Below are 17451 nucleotides of genomic sequence, written 5' to 3'. Positions count from 1 at the left end.
TACACAATAACTACAGAAAACAATATAAGATGAACTTTAATAATTACACCACTAAATCACAGGAGGCCATTCAGCAAGCCCAGCAGATTGCACAGGGTTTGGGCCACCAACAAATTGAAAACGAACACTTGTTCAAAGCCATTTGGGAAGTCGACGAAAATGTACTTCCCTTCATTTTAAAAAAACTGAACATTAACATAGCCTTGCTTCAACAAATTTTAGCAAAGGAGCTAGAGAGTTTTCCAAAAGTTTCGGGAGGCGACCTTATGTTGTCGCGCGAAGCAGGTAAAACCCTGAACGAAGCCAGTATCATTGCCAAGAAGATGGATGACGAATTCGTTTCCATTGAACACCTATTATTGGCCATCCTAAAATCGAGCAGTAAAATTTCGCGCATATTAAAAGACCAAGGAGCCACCGAGAAAGACTTAAAAGCGGCAATAGAAGAGTTGCGCAAAGGCGGAAAGGTAACCTCGCAAAGTGCCGAAGACACCTACAACTCACTTGATAAATATGCCCGAAACCTTAACGAATTGGCCGATAGCGGTAAATTGGACCCGGTAATCGGACGTGACGAAGAAATTCGACGTATACTCCAGATCTTATCGAGAAGAACAAAGAACAACCCTATTTTGGTAGGCGAACCGGGTACTGGTAAAACTGCCATCGCAGAAGGCTTGGCCCATAGGATCGTTCAAGGCGATGTTCCTGAAAATTTAAAAGATAAAATTATCTATTCCCTAGATATGGGAGCCCTTATTGCAGGGGCCAAATACAAAGGTGAGTTTGAGGAACGTTTAAAATCGGTCATCAAAGAAGTTACTTCCTCAGATGGCGATATCGTATTGTTCATTGACGAGATACACACCTTGGTAGGAGCCGGTGGCGGACAAGGAGCCATGGATGCCGCCAACATTTTAAAACCGGCATTGGCCCGTGGGGAACTCCGGGCCATAGGAGCCACGACCCTTGATGAATACCAAAAGTATTTCGAAAAAGACAAGGCCCTTGAAAGGCGTTTTCAAAAAGTAGTGGTAAACGAGCCCGATACCGAGAGTGCCATTTCCATTCTGCGCGGTATTAAGGAAAAATACGAGGCCCACCATAAGGTCCGTATCAAAGATGAAGCGGTCATTGCCGCGGTCGAGCTTTCGCAACGCTATATCACCAATCGCTTCCTTCCCGATAAAGCGATCGATCTCATGGACGAGGCCGCATCTAAATTACGGATGGAAATCAACTCCAAACCGGAAGAACTAGATGTTCTTGACCGTAAGATCATGCAATTGGAGATTGAGATCGAAGCCATTAAAAGGGAAAACGACAAGGCTAAACTCAAATTATTGAACGTTGATTTGGCAAACCTCAAGGAAGACCGAAACGAACTCTTTGCCAAGTGGGAAAGTGAAAAATCGGTCGTTGATGAAATCCAAAAAACGAAACAAGACATAGAGGAATTCAAAAATGAGGCCGAACGCGCCGAACGAAACGGAGATTACGGCAAAGTAGCCGAACTCAGGTACGGAAAGATCAAAGAAGCCCAAGAAAAACTGGAAGAACTCCAAAAAGCGCTCGATGAGCAACAGTTGGGCGACACCATGATCAAAGAAGAGGTAACGAACGAAGACATCGCGGAAGTCGTGGCCAAATGGACCGGTATACCCGTTACCAAAATGCTACAGAGTGAACGCGAAAAACTCTTGAAACTAGAAGATGTACTACACAAAAGGGTCGTAGGCCAAGAAGAAGCCATTATGGCCGTATCCGACGCCATTAGAAGAAGTCGCGCCGGATTACAAGATGCCAACAAGCCTATCGGTTCGTTCCTGTTCCTTGGTACGACAGGGGTCGGTAAGACCGAATTGGCCAAAACCCTGGCTTCCTATCTTTTTGATGATGAAGGCGCCATGACGCGTATCGATATGAGCGAATATCAAGAACGCCACTCGGTAAGTAGATTGGTCGGTGCACCTCCAGGATATGTCGGCTACGATGAAGGCGGCCAGCTTACGGAAGCGGTTCGTAGAAGACCGTATTCCGTGGTTTTGCTCGATGAAATAGAAAAGGCCCATCCCGATACCTTCAATATTTTATTACAAGTGTTGGATGAAGGAAGGCTTACGGACAATAAAGGACGTGTTGCCGATTTCAAGAATACGATCATCATCATGACCAGTAATATGGGCAGCAGTATTATTCAGGAAAAATACGAGAACAATAAAGACCCCTTTAGCGCTGCGGAAGCCGCACGTGTGGAGGTACTAGGACTCTTACGCAAAACCATACGCCCAGAGTTCCTTAACCGTATCGATGACATCATCATGTTTTCACCGCTTAGTCGCGAGGATATTTCCAAAATTGTTAGACTACAGTTAAACAGTTTAAAGAAAACCATTGCGAAGCAACATATTACCATCGATGCTACGGAAGAGGCTATCAATTACTTGGCCAACAAGGGCTACGACCCACAGTACGGAGCCCGTCCGATCAAGAGGGTAATACAACGGGAAGTGCTGAACAACCTTTCCAAAGAACTCTTGAGCGGCACCATAAAAGCCGACAGTATCGTGCTTATCGATTCATTTAACGATGCACTGGTTTTTAGAAATCAAGACGAATTGGTGAAATAATTTTACCGATTTTTCAATACATATTCCACTAAAAAAGGCATCCTGTAAAAGGGATGCTTTTTTTTTAAGGTATATACCATGCAGTATATAATTTTTTTATCTTCGTATAAAACAGAACTACCATGTCGACCAAAGCAGAAAGAACCACCGCCTTTATTATTAAGACCGTTGCCTCCGTATTCAACAAACATGGTTATATCGGCACAAGCATGAGCGACCTTACGGAAGCTACCGGATTGACCAAGGGCGCCATATATGGTAATTTTGAAAACAAAGAGGCTTTGGCCCTTTCCGCTTTCCAGTACAACAGCAACTTGTTACTCTCCAAAATAGACGAAGTATTGGCTTCGGAAAGCAAGGCTTTGGACAAAATATTCAAACTAACGGATTTCTACAGAAATTACGATTCGTTTACCTTGAGCATGGGAGGCTGCCCGATACTGAATACCGGCGTAGACGCCCAATACAACAATAGGCTACTGGCCGCAGCGAACAAGGAAGCCATTAAAGAGGTGGAAGGTAAAATTGCCCTGGTTTTCGAGAACGGGGTCAAGAATAACGAAATCAAGCTTCCAGTGCCCCCTCTCCAATTTGCCAAGCAACTTTTTACTATGATACAAGGAGCTATTGCCATGGCCACTATGACCGGTGACAAAAAATATCTGGTCAACACCATCGCCTACCTCGAGGTCTTAATAAAAAAGGAGCTTAAAAACTAAGTCCGCTTCGCTTTCACAGACTCGATCATTCTACCCAAGCCTATAGTATAAAAACATCTTTTCGTGCAGGATGTGATTTTGGGCCACTTACTCCCCTACCACCCTAAAAATCCATGTATTACCGGTATACTTACCATCGAACTTGCCATCCCTGGCCTGTCTGGCTTGCCCCATGGTATCATAACGACCTAGGTATACGTAGTTGTATTTGTTTTTGCTACGCACAAAAGACTTAGGCTGTAATCCTTTGCTTTTCATATCTGCCATAAAGGCCTCGAAGTACTTTTTGGTCCCGAATACATTTGCTATCAAATAATAGCCCGGTGCCAATCCCTCTTCCGTTTGTACCTCTTCATACTTCTCACCTTTTCGTGGCGTCACTACTTCTTTCTGCTGGGCCAGTTTTGCCTCTTCTTCGGCTTTCTGCTTCGCTGCCTTTGCCGCTTCGGCTTTTCGTTTTTCTTCCGCTAGTTTCCGGGCGGCCGCAATTGCCGCTTCCCGCTTCGCCTGATTAATAGAGTCCAGTTTTCTAATTTGTTCCGCCTCTTGGGCCTTTGCATCTCGCTTACCTCCTTGGGTCTTTTCCTCTTTTTCCCCTGCCTTCGCCAAGGCCTCTTCTTTCTCTATCTGTTCCTCTACTTCTTTCTTAAGGCGTTTCTGCTCTTTCTTGAGTGCCAATGCAGCTTCCTTTTCGGCTTTTATTACGGAATCCTGCGCCATTTTCTCAAGCTTGCGGCGTCTTTTTTCTTCCCGCTTGGCCTCTTTCTCGACCGCCTTGGATATTTCGGCCAATTCTTCGGCCTCTTCCACCTCTTCCTCCACGTCATCGTCTTGAACCGCTTCCTCGGCAGATTCTATTCGCTCCAATTCGTTTTCTTCCGGAGCCACATAACCCACCATTGTATGTCGCTCTTCGGGCTTACCAAAAAAGTAAGCGGCCATAAGCTCAAAGGAAGATTCGGAACTTATAGATGAATCGGCACCGAATTCAACCAAGGCCCCTAATGACAAATGCTTAAAAAAAGTAGCACCCACCCCTACTCCGTATCCATAAAAATTATTGTAGCCCAATTGGCCCCAATATTTATTCGTATTCAAAAGTGCATTAAATCCTATTTGGTTAGGTTCGCCCGGAATGGTACGCAAATACATCGACGGTCTTAAAAAGGCATTCATAGCCGTCCCCAAGGTCAAAGGGAAATCGTAAGAAACAAGCCCCATAAAGACTTTGTCCTCTTTTTCCGTGTTCGCTTCCCTTTCCGTAAAATTATAATCGATCAGGTTTTCTGAGGCAAACCCCAAAGTCAGTCGCTCTACGCTAAGACTGATGCCCGGTGCCACCTGTAGGATAAAATCATCGGCGGACGAAGAAGATTGTGGTAAGGGAAAATCAGGATCGACCGTAAACCGATCGTCGGCCAAGGATTGTTGAAAGCCAAAAATATTGACACCCACTCCCAGTTTTACCGATTCGTTCAGGTCAAAGCTCTGCGCATAGTTGACCACCCCGCCCGTATCAAAATAAATACCCGTGTTTTGCTGAAAGAATGCTGCACCTACGGTAGACTTATTGTTCAATTTTCGCGTATAGTTCAAAAACTGTGTCGTGGGGTTTCCATCAATGGCCTGCCACTGCCAACGCACCCAATAAGCCAAGGAATTGGCATTGTTTCTATCTAGTGAAAACACCGGATTGAACAGACTTGCATTATACGTGGTAAGGTTATGCTGCCTTAGGTCGGCAGGTAGACGTGCATCTTGCCCCTGAAGAACCAAAAAGAACGAAAACAGAAGAATTGAGAGTATAAGTCTGAGCATAGTTACAAAAAAACAAAATCAAGCATTCATACATACTTTTTTTGCATTAATTTAGTTAACAATAATGCAAGAGTTTTCAACCAAAATAGATTACCAACTATGCAATGGATCAAATCATTATACATAATTCTATGTATACCTTTAATCTTTACCAGTTGTAAAGACGAGCAAAAAGTTACGCAAGAAAACATCACCAAAGACGTGGTGTCTACATTTTATTTTATACGGCATGCCGAAAAAGACCGTTCCGACCCAGAAAATGTAGATCCCGAACTCAACCAGCGAGGCCTCGGCAGGGCCATGCACTGGGCCGAAATTCTCGACGACGTAGATTTAGACGCCATATACACCACTGATTACGAGCGAACCTCAATGACGGCGGCGCCCACTTCGGTAAAAAAAGAACTCGATGTCACCTACTACGAACCACAGAATGTTGACATAGAACAATTCAAGACCGATAACCTCGGTAAAAAAGTTTTAGTGGTCGGCCACAGTAATACTACCCCGGAATTTGTAAACAAGATGATTGGGGAAGACCTTTATTACGAAATGGACGACAGTGACAACGGCAGTCTTTTTATCGTGCAACTCGTTAACGGACAAGCAACTTCCCAACGGCTCCACATCAATTGCAACTGCCCAAAAGAACGGTAACCACTTTTAGAACCGACAATGATCGGGCGGCCGCAAGCTTAAATCCGTATACATCTTGTTTCTATGGCCATAAATTGGGTGTTATTTTAAGGAACTTCACTATTTTTGTGCCATGGTTCAAAAGAACATCAACATAAAGAATAAAAAGGCCAAGTTTGAATACGAGTTCATAGACACCTATGTAACCGGAATTGTTTTGGCCGGAACGGAAATAAAATCCATTAGGGAAGGAAAGGCTTCAATTGCCCAAAGTTTTTGTGAGTTCAACGAGCGCGGTGAACTTTTCGTCATCAACATGCAAATTGACGAATATTCCCATGCATCGCACTTTAACCATAAGCCGAAGGCCGAACGCAAATTATTGATGGGTAAGCGCGAGCTAAGAAAACTACGTAAGGAAGTAACCACCTCGGGTTTTACCATTGTGCCTACCAACCTCTTTATTAACGACAGGGGTTTGGCCAAATTAAAAATAGCATTGGCCAAGGGTAAAAAACTTTATGATAAGCGCGAAACCTTGAAAGACCGTGACAATCAACGGAACCTTTCAAGAATTAAGAAAAGCTTCAACAGCTAAAAGTCTATTGCCTTAGTTCTTGTCTTCCAGCAACGGCACAAAGCGGAAGGATCCGTATTCCGTCTTTTCAAATTCTTTTTCTGACTTTCGCACAAAAAGGGTCATAATTTGTTCGTCGGTTCCTACGGGTATCACCAGCCTACCTCCTATTTTCAATTGGCTCATAAGGGCTTTTGGCACTTCCGGGGCACCGGCGGTTACGATAATCCCATCGTAAGGCGCCTGATCCGGCAAGCCTTTATAACCATCACCGAAAATCATCTTTTTAGGGCGATAGCCCATTTTTCCAAAGAAAATCTTGGTTTTCTTAAAAAGCTCCAATTGACGCTCGATGGTATATACCCTCGCCTTCAAAAGCAACAGTACCGCGGTTTGATATCCGCTTCCGGTCCCGATTTCAAGAATCTTTTGATCTGGTCTTACCTCAAGCAACTGCGACTGAAAAGCCACGGTATACGGTTGCGAAATAGTTTGGTCGGCAGCAATGGGAAAAGCCTTGTCTTGGTAGGCATGTCCTTCAAAACTGCTATCCATAAACAAATGCCTAGGAATGGTACGTATGGCATTCAGCACATTATTGTTCGAAATGCCCTTAGCTACCAATGTATCGGCCAGCTTGTTACGCATTCCCCTATGTTTTAAAGTATCTTTCAATGGTCTGGTTTTGGAAGGTAAAGTTAACTTGTAAAACTTCAATTCACAAGTCTACCGACTAAATGTCAGTCCTTGTTTTTTTAAAGTATTAAAGCTCAATCTTCACGGGTCAAATCGAAAAAACTCCGAAACTATCCTTATTTTTGAACAAATTGAAATTTATGCTTAGAGTTGGCGTATTAGGCGCAGGTCATTTAGGAAAAATACATTTACGTCTGTTAAACGAATCGACAAAATATGAATTGGTCGGTTTTTACGACGCAGATGCCATAAACGGAAAAAAGGTGGCCGACGAGTTCGGTTACACCTACTTTGACAATATCAACAAGCTTATAGAAGCCGTAGATGTTGTGGATATCGTAACCCCTACCTTATCCCACTTTGATTGTGCAAAAAAGGCTATTGAAAAAGGGAAGCACATCTTTATAGAAAAACCCATTACCAATACCTACGAAGAAGCGGCCGAGCTGCTCGAACTGGAGAAAAAGCACCAGATAAAAGGCCAGGTAGGCCATGTAGAGCGTTTTAACCCCGCTTTTTCGGCCGTAAAGCACCAAATCAACACCCCTATGTTCATTGAAAGCCACCGTTTGGCGGAGTTCAACCCCAGGGGGACCGACGTACCCGTAGTTCTCGATCTTATGATCCACGATATTGATGCCATACTCAGTGTGGTCAATTCGGAAGTAAAACAGATCAATGCCAGTGGGGTTTCGGTAATCAGTAAGTCTCCCGATATCGCCAATGCGCGAATAGAATTCGAGAACGGATGTGTAGCCAATTTAACGGCCAGTAGAATTTCGTTGAAGAATATGCGCAAATCCCGATTCTTTCAAAAAGATGCCTATATCTCCGTAGATTTTCTTGAGAAAAAGGTAGAGGTCGTTAAAATGAAAGACGCTCCCGAAAAAGTGGGCGACTTTGATATGGTACTCCAAAATGCCGAAGGCGAAAAGAAACAAATTTATTTTGAAAACCCGGAAGTGGGGACGAACAATGCCATATTGGACGAACTGGAAAGTTTCGCCGATGCCATCGTCAACGACAGCACCCCTGTTGTAAGTCTTAGACAAGGCACACAAGCACTAAAAGTAGCCCTGCAAATTATCACTTCCTTTTAATTACTTTAAACCCATACGCATGCAAAAGATAGCTGTTATAGGCGCCGGCACCATGGGAAATGGTATTGCCCATGTATTTGCCCAGAAAGGCCACAAAGTAAACCTTATAGACATTTCCCAAAAGGCCCTTGATAAAGGAATACAGACCATTACCAAGAACTTGGACCGCATGTTGGCCAAGGAAAAAATAACCCAAAGCGACAAGGCGTCCACCCTACAAAACATCGCCACCTTTACCTCGATCAAAGAAGGGGTAACCAAAGTAGACGTAGTAATAGAGGCCGCTTCGGAACATTTAGACACCAAACTTAGCATCTTTAAGGAGCTAGATACCCTTTGTTCCGATAACACCATTTTGGCAACGAACACTTCCTCTATATCGATAACCCAGATTGCAGCTGCTACCGGCAGGCCCGACAAGGTAATCGGTATGCACTTTATGAACCCGGTGCCCATTATGCAATTGGTCGAAATAATTAGAGGCTACAACACCTCCGATGAAACCACGGAACAGATCATGACCTTGTCGACCCAACTGGGCAAGACCCCGACCGAAGTCAACGACTACCCCGGTTTTGTGGCCAATAGAATTTTAATGCCCATGATAAACGAGGCTATAGAAACACTTTACAACGGTGTTGCGGGGGTTGCCGAGATAGACACGGTCATGAAACTCGGTATGGCCCATCCTATGGGGCCGCTCCAATTGGCCGACTTCATAGGTCTCGATGTATGTCTGTCGATTTTAAACGTGATGTACGATGGTTTTAAAAACCCAAAATACGCCCCCTGCCCCCTTTTGGTGAATATGGTGACGGCCAAAAAACTGGGCGTAAAATCAGGCGAAGGCTTCTATGACTATAGTGAATCGCGGAAGGCCGAAAAGGTTTCCGATCAGTTTTTACGATAAAGACACCTGTACTGGCATCTTATAAAAATCAACAAAGCATCAACGAACAGATGATAAAAGATCAACTTTTAGCAATTAAGAGTACATTACCCGACCACGTAACCCTCGTTGCCGTTTCCAAGACAAAACCCGATGAGGACTTGATAGAAGCCTATGAGGCCGGACAGCGCATTTTTGGCGAAAACAAGGTACAGGAAATGGTCGGCAAGTGGGAGCGCCTGCCCAAGGACATTAAATGGCATATGATCGGACACTTGCAACGCAACAAGGTCAAATACATGGCCGAATTCGTCGATTTGGTGCACGGGGTCGACAGCTTTAGGCTACTGGTCGAAATCAACAAAAGGGCCGAAAAGTTAAATCGAAGTATCGATTGCCTTTTACAGATCCACATTGCCGAAGAGGATACCAAATTCGGACTTGACGAAGAGGAGCTAAATACCTTATTAAAGTCGGACAAATACCGACAATTACAGCACGTAAACGTTGTCGGTTTAATGGGCATGGCGACCTTCACCGATAACGAAACCCAAATAAGAAGGGAATTCAAACATTTGAAGTCGATATTCGACGCTATACAGACCGAAAACGAACAGATTAAAATCTTATCCATGGGCATGAGCGGCGATTATAAAATTGCCATCGAAGAAGGGAGTACCATGGTACGCATCGGAAGTAGTATCTTTGGTAAGAGAAATTACTGATTTTTCAATTTTCAACCCACATAAGGCCAAAGCCATCGTACAAAAACGCATAGATGTATACCATTTTAGATATTGAGACCACTGGAGGAAAATACAATGAAGAAGGCATCACCGAAATTGCCATTCACAAATTTGACGGACATAAGGTGGTAGACAAGTTTATCAGCTTGGTAAACCCCGAAAAAGACATTCAGCCCTTTGTGGTCAAACTCACGGGTATAAATAACAAAATGTTGCAGACCGCGCCCAAATTCCATGAGGTGGCCAAACGCATTGTTGAAATAACGGAAGACACCGTTTTGGTAGCGCACAATGCCCAATTCGACTATAGAATACTACGAACGGAATTCAGAAGGCTAGGCTACAACTTTGAGCGTAAAACACTCTGTACGGTAGAATTGTCGAAAAAGCTCATTCCTGAAGCCGAATCGCATAGCCTAGGCAAACTGGTGAGATCACTTGGAATAGCCGTTAGCGATCGCCACAGGGCCAATGGCGATGCCCTTGCCACCCTAAAACTCTTCAAGGTGTTACTCTCAAAAGATCTTGATAAAACCATTTTAAAGAGTGTCATCCGGAAAGAAACGGAGGGCGAACTTTCCGATAGACAGTTAGACATCGTAGATGCCCTGCCCTCTGAAACGGGAGTGTACTATATGCACGATAAAGACGGGGAAATTTTGTTCTTGGGGAAAAGCTCTAACATCAAAAAACGGGTCAATCAACACTTTACCAAAAGTGGCGGTCGTTCGCGACAGCTGCAAAAGGCGACAAAAAAAGTGTCGTTCGAGAAAACGGGAAATGAATTGGTCGCCATGCTCAAAGAAAACGAAGAGCTTAAACGCAACCGTCCCAAATACAACCAACGCCTCAAACCTATAATTTTCAGCCATGGTGTCTATGTCGAAAAGAACGAGGCCGGTTACCTAACCTTAAAAATTAAAAAAACCACCGAAAGAAACGGTGCGTTCACAACATTCAACAGTCATGCGGGTGCCGCCAATTTTATATATAAGCTTACACGAGATTATCAACTATGCGATAAGCTAAACGGTATTTCCGAAGCCCAAAAGAATTGCTCGAACTACGATACCGGCGAATGTTTGGGAGCCTGCATCAAAAAAGAAGCGGTAGAAACATACAATCAAAGGGTAAACGATGCCGTACAGAAATACTCGCTAGACCACAAAAATGTGGTGATCATAGATAAGGGGAGGGAGATTGGCGAATACAGTGCGGTATTAATCAAAAATGGTGATTTCAAAGGTTTTGGTTACTACGACCTTAATTATCAAATCAATAATATTCATATCTTAGAATCAATCATAGCCCCTATGGAGGGGAACGAGAACACAGCACATATCATTGAAAACTATATTCGCAAAAAACGCGGATTGAAAATCATAGAACTAAGCGATAAATAAAAGTTGAAAGAACAAAAACCCGATAAAGGCTGGAAAAACAAGGTTCATGAAATTATTTATGAAGCCGACACCCCTTTGGGAAAAGGGTTCGACATTTTGTTGTTCATACTCATCATCATCAGCGTGCTTTTGGTCATGCTCGAAAGTGTTAAATGGATAGATGCCGAATACCATAAAATACTCTTTATACTCGAATGGATCGTTACCGTACTCTTCACCATCGAGTACATTGCCCGGATCGTCAGTATAAAACAACCCAAGCAATATATTTTTAGTTTTTACGGCATTATCGACCTATTATCGACCATACCTTTATATCTTTCCTATATTTTTGCCGGTTCGCAGGTACTTCTGGCCATCAGGTCTTTGCGCCTTTTAAGGGTTTTTAGAATCTTAAAACTGGTACGCTTCCTTGGCGAAGCCTCCCAACTTAAAAATGCCCTAAAGGCCAGCAGGGCCAAAATCACGGTTTTCCTTTTTGCCGTACTTATTTTATCGGTCATTCTAGGCACGGTCATGTATCTTATAGAAGGTGACGAGGCCGGTTTCACCAGTATCCCAACTAGTATTTATTGGACTATCGTTACCTTGACCACCGTAGGTTATGGCGACATTGCCCCTATAACGCCCCAGGGCCAGTTTATAGCTACCCTGATCATGCTCGTCGGTTACGGCGTGATTGCCGTTCCCACGGGAATCGTAACCGTTGAATTTGGAAAAAGGTCGAAAAGTCAGCAACCTAATGGAGAGAACAATTTTGTGCACGTCAACACCCAAGCCTGCAGAAACTGCGCCAAAGAAGGGCATAGGGACGATGCCAGTCATTGTTATAATTGTGGAAGCGAGCTCTAATGAAAAAGATACTTTTATCCGTTGTCGGCCCAACCGCTATTGGCAAGACCAAACTTGCCATTGCCCTCGCCCAACATTTTAAGACCGAGATAATATCCGCCGATTCCAGACAATTTTTTAAGGAAATGAAAATCGGCACGGCCGTACCCACCACCGAAGAACTGGCCGGAGCCCAACATCACTTTATTCAACATATCAGTATTTTCGATTCGTATTCGGTAGGTGATTTTGAACGTGACGCACTGCAGTTGCTCGACCTCCTGTTTAAAACCCATGATATTGTCGTGATGGTCGGTGGAAGCGGACTATACACCAAGGCCGTGACCGAAGGGCTCGACGACTTTCCTAAAGTCGACCCGAAAATACGCGAGCAACTAAATCGAGAATTGAGCGAAAAAGGTATCGAATCCCTACAGGCCGAACTACATAAAAGAGATCCGAACTATTACGAAAAGGTAGACCTTAACAATCCACATCGGCTCATTCGGGCTTTGGAAATTTGTATTGGAACAGAAACCCCCTACTCTTCCTTCCTTTCCCAGAACAAGAAAAAACGCCCGTTCGAAACCCTAAGCATTGGAATTGAAGCCGACCGAAAACTGATATACGAACGCATCAACAAGCGTGTCGACCTTATGGTTGCCGACGGCCTTATCGAAGAAGCCAGGCAACTTATAGAGCATCGACACCTTAACGCCTTGCAGACTGTAGGCTATCGTGAACTTTTCACCTATTTTCAAAAAGAAGCCGAAGGGAAGGCTACGACCGACGACCTAAGCTTTGCCCTCGATGAAATCAAAAAAAATACACGCAGGTTTGCCAAACGCCAACTTACTTGGTTCAAGCGAAACGAAGAAACCCTTTGGGTATCACACGACGCTGCGTTCAAAGATGCTATAGCGACCTTAAAAAACAAACTAGATGAACGATAGAAATCCGATCATATTCGTTATGGGCGTTTCAGGCTCGGGCAAAAGCACCATAGGCCTACTATTGGCCGAGAAACTCCGTATCAATTTCTTTGACGGGGACGATTTTCACCCCAAGGAAAACGTAAAGAAAATGGCCGAAGGTATTCCCTTAGACGACAATGACCGTCAAGGCTGGTTAGAACGGCTCAACCTATTGGCCCTTGAGAACAGTGAAAAAGGTGCCATCATTGCCTGTTCGGCCCTCAAAACAAAATACCGTTCCATTCTACAGAAGGGCTTGAAAAAGAAACTTTATTTCGTTTACCTGAAAGGCTCCTTTGACGAAATCATGGCACGGCTCAAGCAGCGTCAAAACCATTTTATGCCTCCCGAACTACTACAATCACAATTCGACACCTTAGAGGTGCCCGATGACGCGATTACGGTATCTATAATGCTTACACCCGACGAAATCACGGAAGAGGTCATCGCCCAGCTAAACAACAAAAAAGCCCCGCTATAATCATAGCAGGGCTTTTCATATCTATTATTGTATTTCTATTTTATTCTCCTTCTTTGACTACCAACCGGAAGCCTTCACCGTGAATGTTCAAAATTTCAACAGTATCGTCTCGTTTAAGGTATTTTCTAAGCTTGGCGATATACACGTCCATACTTCTTGATGTAAAGTAGTTATCGTCTCTCCATATTTTGGTAAGTGCCAATTCACGGGGCATAAAATCATTTTCGTGCAAGGCCAAAAGACGAAGCAATTCATTTTCTTTCGGAGAAAGTTTAATTGCTTCCTCATCCTTGTATTTCAAGAAACGCAATTTTGAATTCAAATGGAAATTACCAATAGTGAATTCAAACTTCTTACTATCCGCCAAGGTATTAGAGGCCTTTCGTTGAAGTATGGCCCTGATTTTCATCAAAAGAACTTCCGAATCGAACGGCTTGTTCAGATAATCATCGGCCCCGGCTTTATATCCTTTAAGAACATCTTCCTTCATGGTCTTAGCGGTAAGAAAAACGATAGGAACATTTTCGTTCTTTTCACGAATCTCCTTGGCCAAGGTAAAACCATCCTTATAGGGCATCATCACATCCAAAATACAAATGTCATAATTATCCTTTTTAAACTTCTCAAACCCCTCCATACCATTTTTGGCCAAAGTGACATCAAAATCGTTCATCGATAAATAGTCCTTCAGCACAATTCCGAAATTGGGATCATCCTCCACTAAGAGTATTTTCTTATTTACTGTTTCCATAACTTGTTGAGTTAGATTAAAGGCAATTTTATATAAAATGTACTTCCCTTTCCTTTTTCACTTTCCGCATAGACTTCACCTTGGTGATCGTCAACGATTTTTTTAACATATGCCAAACCTAGGCCGTGCCCCTTGACATTATGTAAATCGCCCGTGTGTTCGCGGTAAAATTTTTCAAACACCTTTTTGACCACTGCCTTGCTCATTCCGGCACCTTGATCTTTTACTTTTATCACAATAAAATTCTTGGCCACCTCGGTATATATATCTATTCGAGGCGCCTCTGTCGAATATTTAATTGCATTGTCAAGAATATTGACAATAACGTTGGTAAAATGCATTTCACTGGCCAATACCTCTGTACGGGTGGCATCTAGATGGGTTTCGATATAGCCTCCACGGTCGGCCACTATGAGCTCGACATGGGCGATAGCATCTTGTATTATGTCGTGAACATCTACCCTATCCTTACTGATATCCAATTGGTTCTTTTCCAATTTTGAGATACGCAATACATTTTCCACTTGGGCATGCATTCGTTTGTTCTCTTCACGGATCATGGTCAGATAGCGGTCCACCTTTTCCGGATTCCCGATTATCTTTGGGTTACGAATAGCCTCCACGGCCAAGTTTATCGTTGCAATGGGTGTTTTAAACTCATGCGTCATATTATTGATAAAATCCGATTTTATTTCGGATATCTGCTTTTGACGTATCAATTGGTAAATAGCTCCCGAATATGCGATTACGATTACCAAAGTAAAAAGTAAGGATAGCAGTGCCATCTTTATTATGGACTGTATCAAGAATTTCTTTTTCTTCGGAAATGCTATCAACAAGGAGAAATTACTAGCCCCCTCACTATCTTTAAAAATAGGTGTTTCATAGAGCATGTCCTTTGCGAACTTGAATTTTCGCGACTTCACCTTTGTAGGAAGCCCTCTACTATATACCCCATACTCGTAATCGAGATCAAGATTCCTATTTTTGAGTTCCCGATCCAGTAACAGTTGAATTTCTTGCTTGGAAACCCTTTTATGAATCGGCACCTTTTTGGCATATTCACTAAAAACGTCTTCAAACTGGGCCTTTTCTATTGACGAAAGCCCTCCGATTTTTTCTAGTTTCTGTTTCGCATTGAGTTTATACCCCTTGCCATCAAGCCCAAAATCCTCTTTAAATATCGTTTGGGTACGTTTACTGGTAAACCCCTTTATTGTGGCCGTATCACTTGCATTACCATTATCAAAGAACGTAGATGCTATATTGTAATTCTCCTCTAAAATACCATGGGAATAAAACCGAATCTCGTTGGAGTTTATATCCCTATCTATAAAAAAGATATTTCTCAAATGAGAACTTTTGGGCTCACCCACACTATCCTTAATGTTGAGGTAACGCTCAAAATAATCTTTGGTTTCCCTTTCCGCAATTTTATCGGATACCGTGTTCAGCACTTCTGAAACGGTATTGGAGAATTGTTCCTCCTTATCTTCGACAGACTGTTTTATCCACAAGAACTGAACGGAAATAATTCCAATCAGGGAGAGACTCATCAGCGCCACCAAAAGAATAAATAGCCTCTTATTCATTTAAAAGTAAAATTAAAGATTTAACAACTCACAGATAGTACGTTTAACCAAACCTTAACAAAAATGTTAAAACTGCGTGAGGCCTAGATTTTATTGAGCAAATCGCGATGAACATCCAATACTTGGACCTTGGTTTGTTCAATGTTTAGGTTTTCGATGATGTAGTCGGAAGCCTCTATTTTTCTATCGTCTTCCCATTGGTTTTTCATTCGGGCCTCTACACTTTTTACGGTAATGCCCGCATCGCGTTGCACAACCCTTTCGATTCTGGTTTCCTTAGGGGCGACCACTAGAATAATGCAATCATAGAAATCTTGGGTTCCGATTTCAAATATGATGGCCGCTTCTTGAATGACGTAATCTGCGGTTTGTTCATCGGCCCAATGTATGAAATCTTTTCGAACCGCCGGATGAACAATTGCGTTCAGCTTACTCAACAACTCTTGGTTATCAAAAACCCGACTAGATATAAAGGCCCTATCCAACGCCCCATCTTCTCGATAAGCTTCCTCACCCAAAAGCTCCTTTATGGCTGCCACCAAGTCTTGGGAGCTTTGCATAAGCTCTTTGGCCCTGGTATCTGAATTATAGACCGGCACCCCCAATTCTTCAAACATTTTAGCGACCGTAGTCTTACCACTACCAATCCCTCCTGTCAAACCTACAATTCTCATTTCTTGTTCAATATGTATTCAACCGTGTCCTTTTGTAGTTTTACACTGTGCAATCCACTAGGCTTTTTTCGCAATTGTAGTTTTAGCCCATGACCTTCACCTTCTTCCAGCTGGCGATAATCGGCAATCACCTCAAAATCATCGGCTTCGAGTTTCTTCAAACGTTCCAGTTTGGCCTTGCACAAAACCGAGACCTTATCGGGAAATGTCTTCACCTCTACATTATCGGGAAAATGCACCATTTTTATCGGTACCTCGAATACCTTTTCAGAGAAGCGCGCAATCTTGGCCGTAAGCTCTACTTCACCATGGGAGTACTCGGTATTCTTGAGTTTTTCCGATTTATAGATTTCCACCGATTCGGAAAAATCGGAATCTACATCGGGCAGGGTCAATTTCTTGGTACGGACCACCCTTATACTATCTATCTCGTCGGAAGGCCCAACGAGGGTTATAGAGTCTGGTTTTGTTTCTATTTTTCCGTCCAAGAGATAATTACGGGCCAAATTCATTTCCACGTTCGGACGTACGGGCACCCTCTTTGAAATTACGGCCAGCATTCCCACAAAAAGGGTATCGGTCTCTATATCTACCAATGACATAGAACCACTTAATTGCCTCTCTACCTGTTTTTTATACACGCTTTGAGGCACATAAAACATCGAATCTTTACGCTGGGCCTCTGAAAGGTCAATAGCTATGGTACTCCTCCTAAAATTAAAACCCAAGAACTGAAAACCACCCGCTTTCAGCCTCACCTTTAACTCATTGTCCGTCGCCCCCCTAAAGAGGTATCCTTCCGGCAGGTTCACGTACTCTAAATTAAACTTGGCCGTACTCACATAGCTACGGGAAAGATTATTGATAAGCCATATCAAAGTAGAGAAGAATAAAAACATTAAAAACATCTTTACCTTCCTCTTCTTGAGGGCCT

17 protein-coding genes are annotated in these 17451 nt (G+C 43.2%); 11 read left to right on the top strand and 6 right to left on the bottom strand.

The window, feature by feature from the left end; genetic code table 11:
• The first annotated feature begins 29 nt into the window (after positions 1-29).
• Together clpB and BW980_RS09615 are read left to right on the top strand one after the other, a co-directional pair.
• The gene (gene clpB, locus BW980_RS09620) at positions 30-2630 is read left to right on the top strand and encodes an ATP-dependent chaperone ClpB (RefSeq protein ID WP_076455023.1); all 2601 of its coding nucleotides are present in this window, start codon (positions 30-32) and stop codon (positions 2628-2630) included.
• A gap of 122 nt (positions 2631-2752) precedes the next feature.
• The gene (locus BW980_RS09615) at positions 2753-3349 is read left to right on the top strand and encodes a TetR/AcrR family transcriptional regulator (protein WP_076455022.1); all 597 of its coding nucleotides are present in this window, start codon (positions 2753-2755) and stop codon (positions 3347-3349) included.
• Positions 3350-3436: 87 nt separating this feature from the next.
• Here the strand turns inward: BW980_RS09615 and BW980_RS09610 are convergent, their stop codons facing one another.
• Positions 3437-5167: a PorP/SprF family type IX secretion system membrane protein gene (locus tag BW980_RS09610; RefSeq protein WP_076455021.1), complete on the bottom strand. Its 1731-nt coding sequence runs from the start codon at positions 5165-5167 to the stop codon at positions 3437-3439.
• A 99-nt stretch (positions 5168-5266) separates the two neighbouring features.
• Here BW980_RS09610 and BW980_RS09605 point away from each other — a divergent pair, with 99 nt between their 5' ends.
• The gene (locus BW980_RS09605; RefSeq protein ID WP_076455020.1) at positions 5267-5824 is read left to right on the top strand and encodes a SixA phosphatase family protein; all 558 of its coding nucleotides are present in this window, start codon (positions 5267-5269) and stop codon (positions 5822-5824) included.
• A gap of 112 nt (positions 5825-5936) precedes the next feature.
• Positions 5937-6401 carry an SsrA-binding protein SmpB gene (gene smpB, locus BW980_RS09600; protein WP_076455019.1) on the top strand — a complete coding sequence of 155 codons (465 nt, stop codon included), beginning with the start codon at positions 5937-5939 and terminating at the stop codon, positions 6399-6401.
• Positions 6402-6413: 12 nt separating this feature from the next.
• On the opposite strand, the gene BW980_RS09595 is transcribed toward smpB, so the two are convergent.
• On the bottom strand, positions 6414-7055 hold the full coding sequence (locus BW980_RS09595) for a protein-L-isoaspartate(D-aspartate) O-methyltransferase (protein WP_076455558.1): 642 nt from the start codon (positions 7053-7055) through the stop codon (positions 6414-6416).
• A 161-nt stretch (positions 7056-7216) separates the two neighbouring features.
• Here BW980_RS09595 and BW980_RS09590 point away from each other — a divergent pair, with 161 nt between their 5' ends.
• The 7 genes from BW980_RS09590 to BW980_RS09560 are packed head-to-tail and all read left to right on the top strand — an operon-like array spanning position 7217 to position 13500.
• Complete coding sequence (locus BW980_RS09590) at positions 7217-8176, top strand: Gfo/Idh/MocA family protein (RefSeq protein ID WP_076455018.1); 960 nt, start codon at positions 7217-7219, stop codon at positions 8174-8176.
• Between the two features lie 19 nt (positions 8177-8195).
• On the top strand, positions 8196-9086 hold the full coding sequence (locus BW980_RS09585) for a 3-hydroxyacyl-CoA dehydrogenase family protein (protein WP_076455017.1): 891 nt from the start codon (positions 8196-8198) through the stop codon (positions 9084-9086).
• A gap of 50 nt (positions 9087-9136) precedes the next feature.
• Positions 9137-9790, top strand: coding sequence for a YggS family pyridoxal phosphate-dependent enzyme (locus BW980_RS09580; RefSeq protein WP_076455016.1), 654 nt, complete (start codon positions 9137-9139; stop codon positions 9788-9790).
• 53 nt (positions 9791-9843) lie between these two features.
• A complete protein-coding gene (locus BW980_RS09575; RefSeq protein ID WP_076455015.1) occupies positions 9844-11214 on the top strand; it encodes an exonuclease domain-containing protein in 1371 nt (456 codons plus the stop codon).
• A 3-nt stretch (positions 11215-11217) separates the two neighbouring features.
• Positions 11218-12066, top strand: a complete 849-nt coding sequence (locus BW980_RS09570; protein WP_076455014.1) for an ion transporter — start codon at positions 11218-11220, stop codon at positions 12064-12066.
• On the top strand, positions 12066-12998 hold the full coding sequence (miaA, locus tag BW980_RS09565) for a tRNA (adenosine(37)-N6)-dimethylallyltransferase MiaA (protein WP_076455013.1): 933 nt from the start codon (positions 12066-12068) through the stop codon (positions 12996-12998). Before BW980_RS09570 ends, miaA begins: the two co-directional genes overlap by 1 nt.
• A complete protein-coding gene (locus BW980_RS09560) occupies positions 12988-13500 on the top strand; it encodes a gluconokinase (protein WP_076455012.1) in 513 nt (170 codons plus the stop codon). The genes miaA and BW980_RS09560 overlap by 11 nt, the downstream gene beginning before the upstream one ends.
• A gap of 40 nt (positions 13501-13540) precedes the next feature.
• Here BW980_RS09560 and BW980_RS09555 read toward each other — a convergent pair whose 3' ends face one another.
• The 4 genes from BW980_RS09555 to BW980_RS09540 all read right to left on the bottom strand — a co-directional run bounded on the left by BW980_RS09555 (position 13541) and on the right by BW980_RS09540 (position 17416).
• Positions 13541-14251: a response regulator transcription factor gene (locus BW980_RS09555; RefSeq protein WP_076455011.1), complete on the bottom strand. Its 711-nt coding sequence runs from the start codon at positions 14249-14251 to the stop codon at positions 13541-13543.
• An 11-nt stretch (positions 14252-14262) separates the two neighbouring features.
• The gene (locus BW980_RS09550) at positions 14263-15843 is read right to left on the bottom strand and encodes a sensor histidine kinase (protein ID WP_013996081.1); all 1581 of its coding nucleotides are present in this window, start codon (positions 15841-15843) and stop codon (positions 14263-14265) included.
• Positions 15844-15926: 83 nt separating this feature from the next.
• Positions 15927-16517: a dephospho-CoA kinase gene (gene coaE, locus BW980_RS09545; RefSeq protein WP_076455010.1), complete on the bottom strand. Its 591-nt coding sequence runs from the start codon at positions 16515-16517 to the stop codon at positions 15927-15929.
• A complete protein-coding gene (locus tag BW980_RS09540; protein ID WP_175609874.1) occupies positions 16514-17416 on the bottom strand; it encodes a CdaR family protein in 903 nt (300 codons plus the stop codon). The genes coaE and BW980_RS09540 overlap by 4 nt, the downstream gene beginning before the upstream one ends.
• Positions 17417-17451: the final 35 nt, after the last annotated feature.

It is taken from the genome of Zobellia uliginosa (assembly GCF_900156625.1).
In the GTDB taxonomy this organism is placed as follows: Bacteria; Bacteroidota; Bacteroidia; order Flavobacteriales; family Flavobacteriaceae; genus Zobellia; species Zobellia uliginosa.
This window is presented reverse-complemented; position numbering and strand designations above follow the sequence as displayed.

Excerpts from the sequence above, each read along its gene's own strand:
- coaE (WP_076455010.1), bottom strand. The coding sequence starts at position 16,517 with ATGAGAATTGTAGGTTTGACAGGAGGGATTGGTAGTGGTAAGACTACG.
- BW980_RS09575 (WP_076455015.1), top strand. The coding sequence starts at position 9,844 with ATGTATACCATTTTAGATATTGAGACCACTGGAGGAAAATACAATGAA.
- BW980_RS09555 (WP_076455011.1), bottom strand. The coding sequence starts at position 14,251 with ATGGAAACAGTAAATAAGAAAATACTCTTAGTGGAGGATGATCCCAAT.
- BW980_RS09610 (WP_076455021.1), bottom strand. The coding sequence starts at position 5,167 with ATGCTCAGACTTATACTCTCAATTCTTCTGTTTTCGTTCTTTTTGGTT.
- miaA (WP_076455013.1), top strand. The coding sequence starts at position 12,066 with ATGAAAAAGATACTTTTATCCGTTGTCGGCCCAACCGCTATTGGCAAG.
- BW980_RS09550 (WP_013996081.1), bottom strand. The coding sequence starts at position 15,843 with ATGAATAAGAGGCTATTTATTCTTTTGGTGGCGCTGATGAGTCTCTCC.
- BW980_RS09580 (WP_076455016.1), top strand. The coding sequence starts at position 9,137 with ATGATAAAAGATCAACTTTTAGCAATTAAGAGTACATTACCCGACCAC.
- BW980_RS09590 (WP_076455018.1), top strand. The coding sequence starts at position 7,217 with ATGCTTAGAGTTGGCGTATTAGGCGCAGGTCATTTAGGAAAAATACAT.
- BW980_RS09605 (WP_076455020.1), top strand. The coding sequence starts at position 5,267 with ATGCAATGGATCAAATCATTATACATAATTCTATGTATACCTTTAATC.
- BW980_RS09540 (WP_175609874.1), bottom strand. The coding sequence starts at position 17,416 with ATGTTTTTATTCTTCTCTACTTTGATATGGCTTATCAATAATCTTTCC.
- clpB (WP_076455023.1), top strand. The coding sequence starts at position 30 with ATGAACTTTAATAATTACACCACTAAATCACAGGAGGCCATTCAGCAA.
- BW980_RS09560 (WP_076455012.1), top strand. The coding sequence starts at position 12,988 with ATGAACGATAGAAATCCGATCATATTCGTTATGGGCGTTTCAGGCTCG.
- BW980_RS09585 (WP_076455017.1), top strand. The coding sequence starts at position 8,196 with ATGCAAAAGATAGCTGTTATAGGCGCCGGCACCATGGGAAATGGTATT.
- smpB (WP_076455019.1), top strand. The coding sequence starts at position 5,937 with ATGGTTCAAAAGAACATCAACATAAAGAATAAAAAGGCCAAGTTTGAA.
- BW980_RS09615 (WP_076455022.1), top strand. The coding sequence starts at position 2,753 with ATGTCGACCAAAGCAGAAAGAACCACCGCCTTTATTATTAAGACCGTT.